This is a genomic window from Nostoc sp. FACHB-133 (assembly GCF_014698055.1).
GTDB lineage: Bacteria > Cyanobacteriota > Cyanobacteriia > Cyanobacteriales > Nostocaceae > Nostoc.
Genome location: NZ_JACJSH010000122.1, coordinates 1 through 8,932 on the forward strand (window position 1 = coordinate 1; position 8,932 = coordinate 8,932).

The window sequence follows — 8,932 nt, forward strand, 5'->3', positions numbered from 1 at the left end:
TGTTAATACTGCTTAAAAAGTATAAATAAATTTATACTACTGGGAAAATGATTTAGTGATCGCTTGTTTTTTACTGGATCTGACGAAACCGCATAGCTCCCATCGCGACCGAGGATCTGCGGCTCGATACGTTTTAGATCAGCGTGTTTGGACATCAACTGCGTCTGCTTACGGATATCAAGAAAGCGAGATTTTACCCACTGAGCCAGGAACAGCGCATCATGCAAATCTGCCATCTGAAATAGCGGCACGCGCGTGATTCTTCGATCAAGAACAGCGGTGGTAATTCCACCACAGCATGTGATTGCCGTCGCACCGCGTGTCGCTGAGGCGATCAACGACCCTTCCGTCGTTGCCATCGGAACGAATATGTGTCCCTTAACGAGCTGACCGTGAAACATAAGCGGGCCGGCAGCACCAACGGGAATCTCAACAGTACCAATGAATGACTCCGTAACGCGCTTGAGACTTTCGGGTTGAAGATCAGTTTTCCCAATATGCTCCATCGTGACTCCGGTGTGTTCCCGTATGAAGCTTAGGCGACGCTGGCGGGCGCTCTCGGTATATTGCCCACGGCAAGGCAGTCTTGGCCATTCTTTGACTTCGCTGGTTTTGTCGAGCGATCGCATATTTGCGAGAAACACACTCCAGAACTTATCTTCACTCTCGGAACTTAAGAACGATGCCGATATCGAGTAATGGTTATTTTGCTTTGCAACGCTTACAATGTTTAGCGAAATCTGATAAGTTAAACCTCCTGGAAATCGGAACTCCACTAATTCAACAGTTCCAGGAGAGGAACTCACCCATAAGTTCTGTGTTCGGAATTCTAACAAGCCAGCTTCAATGGATTCTAGCTGCATGTTTCGAGTATCTTCCAGACCATCGTGGTCAGTGGCCTTAGCTCTACCCAATAGGGCGGCATTTACGATCCGTGAAGGCACTTGCATATAATTGATCATTGTAATTCTTCCTTTTGACATAGATAGCAAATAGCCAAAATCGTCGCCCGATCTGTGCAAGACAACTTCATGCCGAGATGAAGGTTTTTTCTTGTCAGGAACACGATTTGAATTTGATTTAATTGACTTCTTTAACGCTTTTTCAAAGCTTCGTTGATCGCTGCTTTTTTGACTTGCCTTGCAAAGTCTGCTGGAAAATCATTACCACTTAACTTGTCCCAGCTAACTTCCTGTTTCAAATTATTTTTGTCCCCTTTCAGCTTTAATATGCGGTTGACTGCGGTTGTGGGCTGCTGTAGTTCTTGTGGACTAAGATATTTAGCTAGCACATTATTGTAAACTTGTTGAACTACACCATCTTTCTTATTCCCATTCAAACCCATACTAGAGAATATAGTTTCTTTTTCCTCATTGCTGATTGCTCCTTCTAGCATAGTCAGAGTATTCCCGGCAAGTTCCTTTCTAGCCTCATTTTTCCTGTCTGTGGTCTTGGTATTATCGAATCCTTTAACTCCCTTGTCCCGCATTTTCTGCTTAAGTTTTCTTGTTCCCCATTGTCCAATTTGAAAGGCTCCAACACCCGCACCCATAGCAGTAGCAGCCACTAATCCTGCTGGCCCACCAGTGAACCCTACAACCCCAGCAGCTAGCATTACATTACCAAGAGTAGTTTGTATGGCTGCACGCTTCATTTTCTTTTTCTGTATTTCTTTAAGTTGATCTAGCGTGTTAAGTTGATCTAGTATCTGAGACTGATCTAGTGTCGGTGAGTTCGCTATTTCATCTAGACCTTTCTTATTCTTGTAAGCCTTCTTAAGTTTGTAGCCTCCTTGGATAGCCTCTGCACTACCCACTACCGCCGCTGCCATAGGAGCAACCGCTCCTCCAGCAATTATTTGCGCTCCTTGTGCCCCTCCTCCTGCACCAGCATTGCTTACTAAACTAGAAATATCTTTAACTGCACCTGCTGCCGATTTTGTCAAGTCTGCAACGTTTTTAACACCCCGACCCACAGATTTGTGACCGCCAAAATTCTCTCTTTGAGCAGCTTTCAGACCAGCATCGGTATAAGTGACCAGCTTTGGCACAGTTGTCAAAACGCTAGCTGCTGCTTTACCGACATCAAAGGGTATCGAAGTACCTCTTATCGTACCCCCTTGTTTGACGGCTGCGAAAGCTCCCGATCCAGAGGTTGAATCCCCCGGAGCCTGATGATGTTCAGCACCTTTTCGTGCTTGAGTTCCTACTATTCCAGTGTATGTAACAGCGGAAGTCATATTACCTAAACTGTCAGATGCATTTGCAATTCTTTCCCTTTTTGGCTTCGTCTTATCTCTAAATGCACTCTTAAATTTCCTAAAAGAGTCATGAAATAAAAGCAAACCACCAACAGCTTTGACATCATCCCTAGTCATGCCAATTACGGCTGCATCATTGCCAAATTTTTCAGTTTCGCCAGGGGGAAGGTTTAAGTAAGAGTTTGGGTCTTTATCATTGGCGGGAAGATTCTGACCCAAAACTTGATCAACATTTGATTTGCTCGAATCCTGTCCTAGAATTTTGGTTTGATCTGAATAAGTCTCGTGTTGCTTTATCCCATCTGCAACTTGCTTTCTCGGCTCTTTGGTATTGTCAAAGGGTTTATTGATTCTTGCTTTTGTTCGTTTCCACCTTGTTGCTGGTTGCTGTGGCGTTTGTGGGGCTTGTGGCGGAATTCTCCCTTCTAATCGTGCAATTTCATCTTGCTCATGTAGTAAGTTGTCGAACCGATCTATTATGTCTTGTATGACATGCTGTCCTATCCCCTGCTGACGCAATTGTGCAATTCGCTGCGCTCTTGTTGTGTTATTCATTGTTAACAACCTTTGTGCTTCCTGTTGCGCTGTTACAGGTGTTATGGGTACTGGTGGTCGGGGCCGTTGTTGGGGTGTTACAGGTATTGGTGGTGGCTGGTTCTGGAATAGTTCTTGCCGTGTCGTAGCTGCCAGATTCCTCAGTTCTGAATCTGGAGGCAGCTCGCTCTCAAGCTCCCCTAAGATATTGTCAATACTTGTGAATATTTCTGCAAGAGGTCTATTATCTTCTTCTTGCTCCACGTCTTGGGAATTAGATAGCCCAGAAGAACCCTCTTGTTTATTTCGAGCAAGTAAATCTTCTGGAATGTATTGCCTATTGCCTGAATTTTGAGATATTCCTTGGGCATCAATGGACGCTCTCGCCTGCTCTTGTTCCCCAGATGACATCAGCATATGTACGGCGACGGGAGATAAAAAACTATCTTTTTCGCTGGCTATTTGGGCTAATTCTTTTGGATCGGCTTGAGATATCTCCTCATCTAAGATGCCAGTATAATATTCTTCCAGAACTGCATCCATTGCAGCTCTATCCACAAGATAAGCAGAATCATCTTCTTCGTTACTAGACGGCTGCTCTGCTGGCTGTTTTCCATCACGTACACACTGCACAACATTACCTTGAGCAGGCATACGCTGCACTTCAGAACTCGCAGCCTTTGTTACTTGTGCTGATTCTCCCCGCGCTGCTTTTGCACCCATAACATCGGCTTCAGTCTCTAATTGAGAGTCGGTATTAATGGCAACTCCCTTAGACTGAGGCGCGGTCACTCGTCCGGCTCGTTGTTGTACTACGTGAGTTAATTCGTGTCCTAGTAACTTTTGACCTGACTGGGTGGTGGGTTGATACTTACCCGGTTGAAAGTGGATATTTTGTCCCTGGGTATAAGCTAGTGCCCCTATCTTCTCTGCTTGTGACCCTTCGTAAATGCGGACATCAGAAAAGTTTGTACCAAAGGAAGTTTCCATCTTCTGCTGCACCAATTTTGGCATGGGTTGACCGCCGCTACTGGAAGCTAGGTTTACTTCAGGAAGATCCTTGAGTATCTCCTTAGCTTGCTTGGGCTGAAGCATCTTAGGCATTGCTAGTCTCATTCCGGGAAATATCGGGATTTGGGCAAAGTTGAATCCTTGCAGTTTTGCTTCCTCTGGTGTCTGGGTAAACTCCTGCCTCTGTAGGGCAGAGTTCGTTACAAAGGGACGCGACTTAATTTGAGACTGTACTGGTATGGCAGCATCTGAAACGGATTTTTGACCAACAAACTTCTTCGTCTGTAAAGCTTTCATTTCAAAGTCTCCTTAAGTGCTGCTTACCAAACTTTATATTTCTGAAGGCTAGGATAAATAATATCAAACTTTTGTCTAAATATTTACACAGACGAGTTCTACTAAAGTCCAACATTTTCAGTTAATTAGACATTAAAATTTGGTAAACAAAAATTTAAATTTAGCTTTTCAATTTAGCAACAAAAATCCTCAAAACTCGGTAAGTCTCTAGCCTCTCTAACAAGTAGTTAACCTCTATATTTGCATAGCGTTCATGACTGTATCTTACTTCTGAGGACTTACCCAATAAAGCATCTGCTTGAGATGTTTAGCGATCGCAGCCGATTAGGGTTTATCTATTTCTGAATATAAAATATTGAAGTAAATGGTTACACCCAACTCTTGATCTCGGCGTCAGTGAGCGATCGCTCCAGTTTGATATATTCATTCTTAGTAGCTTGTAAAATGTGTTTCATTCCCAATGACTCGCCAGAATTTGCGGCAATAAAGGCTGCATTCAAAGCAATATTACGGATATTACCCCCTGTGACACTCAGTTGGGCTAACTTGGTGAAGTCTAGCCCTTCAGTCGGTGTTTGACTGGGTAAAATACGCTGCCAAATCTCTGCTCTTTGCTTGGCATCTGGAAATGAGAATTGCACAACAAATCTGAGGCGGCGCAAGAAAGCTTGGTCGATTGAACTTTTCAAGTTAGTAGTTAAAATCGCTAAACCATGATAAGATTCTATGCGCTGCAATAAGTAACTGACCTCCATATTTGCATAGCGATCATGACTGTCTTTTACTTCCGATCGCTTCCCAAACAGAGCATCTGCTTCATCAAATAATAAAATTACGCCACCAGTTTCTGCTGCATCGAATACTCGTCGCAGATTTTTCTCTGTCTCGCCAATATATTTATTCACAATTGAACTTAGATCGATGCGATAAAGGTCTAATCGCAACTCCCTAGCTAACAACTCTGCTGCTGTTGTCTTACCCGTACCGCTAGCCCCTGAAAATAAGGCACTGATCCCTAGTCCCCGCCCACTTTTACTCCCAAATCCCCAGTTCTTATACACCTTTGTCCGTTGTGCTACATGAGCAGCAATCTCGTGCAGGATTCGCTGCTCTTTCTCTGGTAATACCAAGTCGTTCCAACTCGCAGATGGCTCAATTCGTTGAGCTAACTCATCTAGACGTGGACGTGCTTGGTTGCGACAAATGTCCCAAAGGTGCAAATAAGGAGAAGTTGAGGCTACACTCTTTTCTGTTTCTTTATCCCTTTGCCCTTCTATTTTTTTAACTAGGCTTTTTACTCTCAAAGAAGCAGTCTGAATGTCTGTGGGACTGAGGCTGAAATGGGATACTAAAGTTTCTACGTGTCCTTGAAAGCTGGGTGCGATTTTCCCCAAAGCATTTTGCCAAATTAACTGCTGTTCTTCTGAGGTAGGTTGATGTACATCAAAGGTAATTAAGGGACGCTGCTTTTGACAGAGGCGATCGCAACTAGTGATAATTAAAGGACAATTAATGGTTTCGATGAAACGCGAGATTGCACTATTTCGGCTGGCTTCCATTGTTTCTAATTGATCGCAATCTAGTAGAAGCACGCGATCACTTAACATCCATTCCCGCTCACACAGGCACTTGATTAGATTGAGTTGATTAGTATCGGTAGGAATCGTTTCCGCAGAAATAGCATATAAACTTAACCCTAAAAAGGTACAAGCAGTGGAGGCAATGGCTGGTTTACTCGCCACTCCTGTTCCGCATAATTGTAAGACTGGTAATATTTCTGTCTCATCTAACGCCTGCAACCAAGTATCTGCCAACTGCTGTGCTATGTATTCGTGGGAGGATACTAAATAAGCATTTACTGGCACTGATAACTCAATCTCTGCTAAGCGCTCATCCAAATGTTGCACTCCCATAAGATGATGCAATATCCGTTCATCAATCCGCAATGGATTAGTAGTTAGAGTGTTTCCTGCTCCAACTTCAATTAGTCGCCATCGGCGTAACGGCGCGCTAGGCAGAAGCGCACTCCAATGCGCTTCTGCTAACACTTCCAAAGCCAAGCTAAAAGTGGGATAATTCTGTTGCTGATCGCCTTGAGCCTTAGCAAACAGTGACGACCAACTACGATCAAATTCTCTACCTGCACACAACAGTAAGACATTGCGCTCAAACAAAGACAAGTCGAAGATATTGCACACCTGCTCTAACGCAGATAATTCACTGGAATCAGTTGTGGGGTAGTGAAAATTTTCCCTATCTCCGCCAAAGTTTTCGGAATCAGCTTTGAATCCTCTGCTTTCTTTCCATTGCTCCATTTCCTGACTATTTGCAGCGTCTCCCACTTGATGAATATGATGTTGTAGGGCTTCGCTTATATGACTGATTGCCCTTATCAGATAATATTGATTAGCCTCTAACCAATTGCTACTTATTGTAGGGATTGATAAGTAAGTAGACATAATTAAAAATCTCTGTGTAAAGCTAGATTATAATCCCGATACTGGCAGCACTAATATACAAAAATTTGGTTCACTACATCTTGTCAATTTCATATAACATATTCATGTTTTTATAACTTTTTATAATACAAATGAGACTGAATTTTTAGACACCTTCTAGATTGATATTGTTTTAAAGCTAAAGCAAGTTTAAGTTTTAGTTAATAAAAAATTAATCTTTTATTACAATACCTCTGCCAATTTATGAGGTTTGAAGGGTATAGATACACGAACGCAGTGTAATCATAGAGAGTCTACCACAGAAATTATCCACCCGAATATCCAGGGTTAGCGCGTCTCAAACTCTATTGACAGGTGGATTTTAGGAGAGTGTTGAGTTTGGGAGAGCCGCCGCCAAGACAGAAACCATACACTGATCATTCATCGCGGCTGATTCTAATTACGTTTTGAGCCTAAAAGATAATCATCCCACACTGTATCAACAAGTAAAAAATTGGTTTGAGGCAGCACAATCCATTGGATTTGAAGGTATCGATATCAGCATTAGTCAGCGTATCGAGAAAGGACATCATCGCATTGAAAAGCGTACAGTTTACACTGTACCTGTGTCCCAGATTCCTGGACTTTATCAACTAGATTTATGGGTAGGGCTAAAAACAATAGTGATGGTAGTACGTTCGATTCAGCATTGGAATCAGACTACCCATGAGGTGCAATTTTACATTACTAGTCTCGTCAGTGATGCAAACAAAATTGCTAGTGCAATTCGACAGCATTGGGGAATAGAAAATTCTGTTCATTGGACATTAGATGTCACTTTCAATGAGGATGAATGTCGGATTCGTTGTCTGCATAGTCCACAGAATTTTGCTTTGTTACGTCGTATTGCCCTGAATGCCTTAGAGCGAGAATCATCTTTCCGCCGCAGCATTTGCCAAAAGTCTCGGCAAGCCGCGATGAATGATCAGTATATGCTTTCAGTTTTGGCGGCGGCTCTTCCAAATTCAACATTCTCCTAGAATCCCACTGTCAATAGGGTTTGAGATGCGCTAACCCTGGCTTGGCAGCCGACCTCTGCCACAAACTCACGTTCCTATAACGATTATTATTATTCGCTTTCATACTTAATTCTCTGAAAGCCTTGTGTGGTGTAATGTTGGGGAATTAAACCTTGATTATCGATCTTTAATATTTAGATGCGTTCGTCCTACCTGCGCTAACCCTGATACTTTTATGTTGCATATGAGTTGCGTTTGAGTATCTCATCAGATACTATGATTCCTGTAAGTCACAACTGGTAATCAACTAGCAGTTAAAATTTACAAAATTAATTGAATATTTTGGCAGTAATTTTTAGGAGTTGAGCTTTGATGGTCTTTTTGACCTCAGTCCCTCTAAACCGTAGAATTTCAGAGAAAGTGTGATCGCAATCCAAAATGTTCTAAGAACCTATCCCACTAATAAGATTTGTGCTTCAAAACTTAAGTTTATTGAGAACTAAAAACGAAAAATCAAGGTTTTCAAGCACATTTTACGAAAAGAAGTAGGAATTTTTAGACTAGTGGGATAGGTTCAAAAAACAGGCTATCTATTGCCCAGTTCATGGCTACTTTCCAGTTTATGCATTAAGGAAGTAGAAAAACAAATTGATTACACAATGTCATTGTGTTGGTATAAGCCTTCCCGTAGGGTATGCAGTGAAGCTTATCTTTTGTTATGGAGATTAGTTTATGGTGTCTCTTATAAAAATAATCGTTACAGGAGCAGCTGGTTTTATTGGTTCTCACTTAGTAGACACTTTATTAGCAGAAGGGCATCAAGTAATTGGTATTGATGAATTCAATAATTATTACGACCCTGCTTTAAAGCGCAAGAACATTGCACATTTACATAACAATCCTAATTTTGAATTAATTGAGGGAGATATTCAACTCCTAGACTGGCATAAACTGCTAGAAGATGCTGAATTCATTTATCATCAAGCTGCACAAGCGGGTGTAAGAGCTAGTTGGGGAAAAAACTTCCAAACTTATGTTGAAAAGAATATCAATAGTACCCAAATTTTATTAGAAGCCATCAAAGATGCTAAACACATAAAAAGATTCATATTTGCTTCAACCTCCAGTATATACGGTGATGCTAAAAAACTACCGACTGATGAAAGTATTTGCCCTCAGCCTATTTCTCCGTATGGAATTACAAAATTAGCTGCTGAGAAGTTGTGTAGTTTGTATCATAAAAATTTTGGTGTACCCTTTGTTGCTTTACGCTAAGTAGGACAGGGTGAAAAAACCAAATTGTGTAAAGATAAGTAAATACACATAATGTATCTACCACGGTAACAGGTATATGGGCAGCCGTTTAAGGGTAT

The 8,932-nt window shown here is 41.9% G+C and carries 4 protein-coding genes and 1 pseudogene; 2 read left to right on the top strand and 3 right to left on the bottom strand.

The window, feature by feature from the left end; genetic code table 11:
• Positions 1 to 2 precede the first annotated feature (2 nt).
• From H6G86_RS37000 to H6G86_RS37010, 3 genes are all read right to left on the bottom strand, one after another.
• Positions 3 to 962, bottom strand: a complete 960-nt coding sequence (locus H6G86_RS37000; RefSeq protein WP_190938540.1) for a hydroxymethylglutaryl-coenzyme A reductase family protein — start codon at positions 960 to 962, stop codon at positions 3 to 5.
• A 131-nt stretch (positions 963 to 1,093) separates the two neighbouring features.
• Positions 1,094 to 4,102, bottom strand: a complete 3,009-nt coding sequence (locus tag H6G86_RS37005; RefSeq protein WP_199338572.1) for an eCIS core domain-containing protein — start codon at positions 4,100 to 4,102, stop codon at positions 1,094 to 1,096.
• 368 nt (positions 4,103 to 4,470) lie between these two features.
• Positions 4,471 to 6,561 carry an ATP-binding protein gene (locus H6G86_RS37010; RefSeq protein ID WP_190938541.1) on the bottom strand — a complete coding sequence of 697 codons (2,091 nt, stop codon included), beginning with the start codon at positions 6,559 to 6,561 and terminating at the stop codon, positions 4,471 to 4,473.
• A gap of 422 nt (positions 6,562 to 6,983) precedes the next feature.
• On the opposite strand from H6G86_RS37010, the gene H6G86_RS37015 reads away from it, so the two are divergent.
• The gene (locus H6G86_RS37015; RefSeq protein WP_520449531.1) at positions 6,984 to 7,580 is read left to right on the top strand and encodes an ISAs1 family transposase; all 597 of its coding nucleotides are present in this window, start codon (positions 6,984 to 6,986) and stop codon (positions 7,578 to 7,580) included.
• A 711-nt stretch (positions 7,581 to 8,291) separates the two neighbouring features.
• Positions 8,292 to 8,831: pseudogene (locus H6G86_RS37020) on the top strand (NAD-dependent epimerase/dehydratase family protein); the annotation flags it as partial.
• Positions 8,832 to 8,932: the final 101 nt, after the last annotated feature.

What these genes read in the sequence shown, in the direction of transcription:
- H6G86_RS37000 (WP_190938540.1), bottom strand. Translation starts at nt 962, where the DNA reads ATGATCAATTATATGCAAGTGCCTTCACGGATCGTAAATGCCGCCCTA.
- H6G86_RS37005 (WP_199338572.1), bottom strand. Translation starts at nt 4,102, where the DNA reads ATGAAAGCTTTACAGACGAAGAAGTTTGTTGGTCAAAAATCCGTTTCA.
- H6G86_RS37010 (WP_190938541.1), bottom strand. Translation starts at nt 6,561, where the DNA reads ATGTCTACTTACTTATCAATCCCTACAATAAGTAGCAATTGGTTAGAG.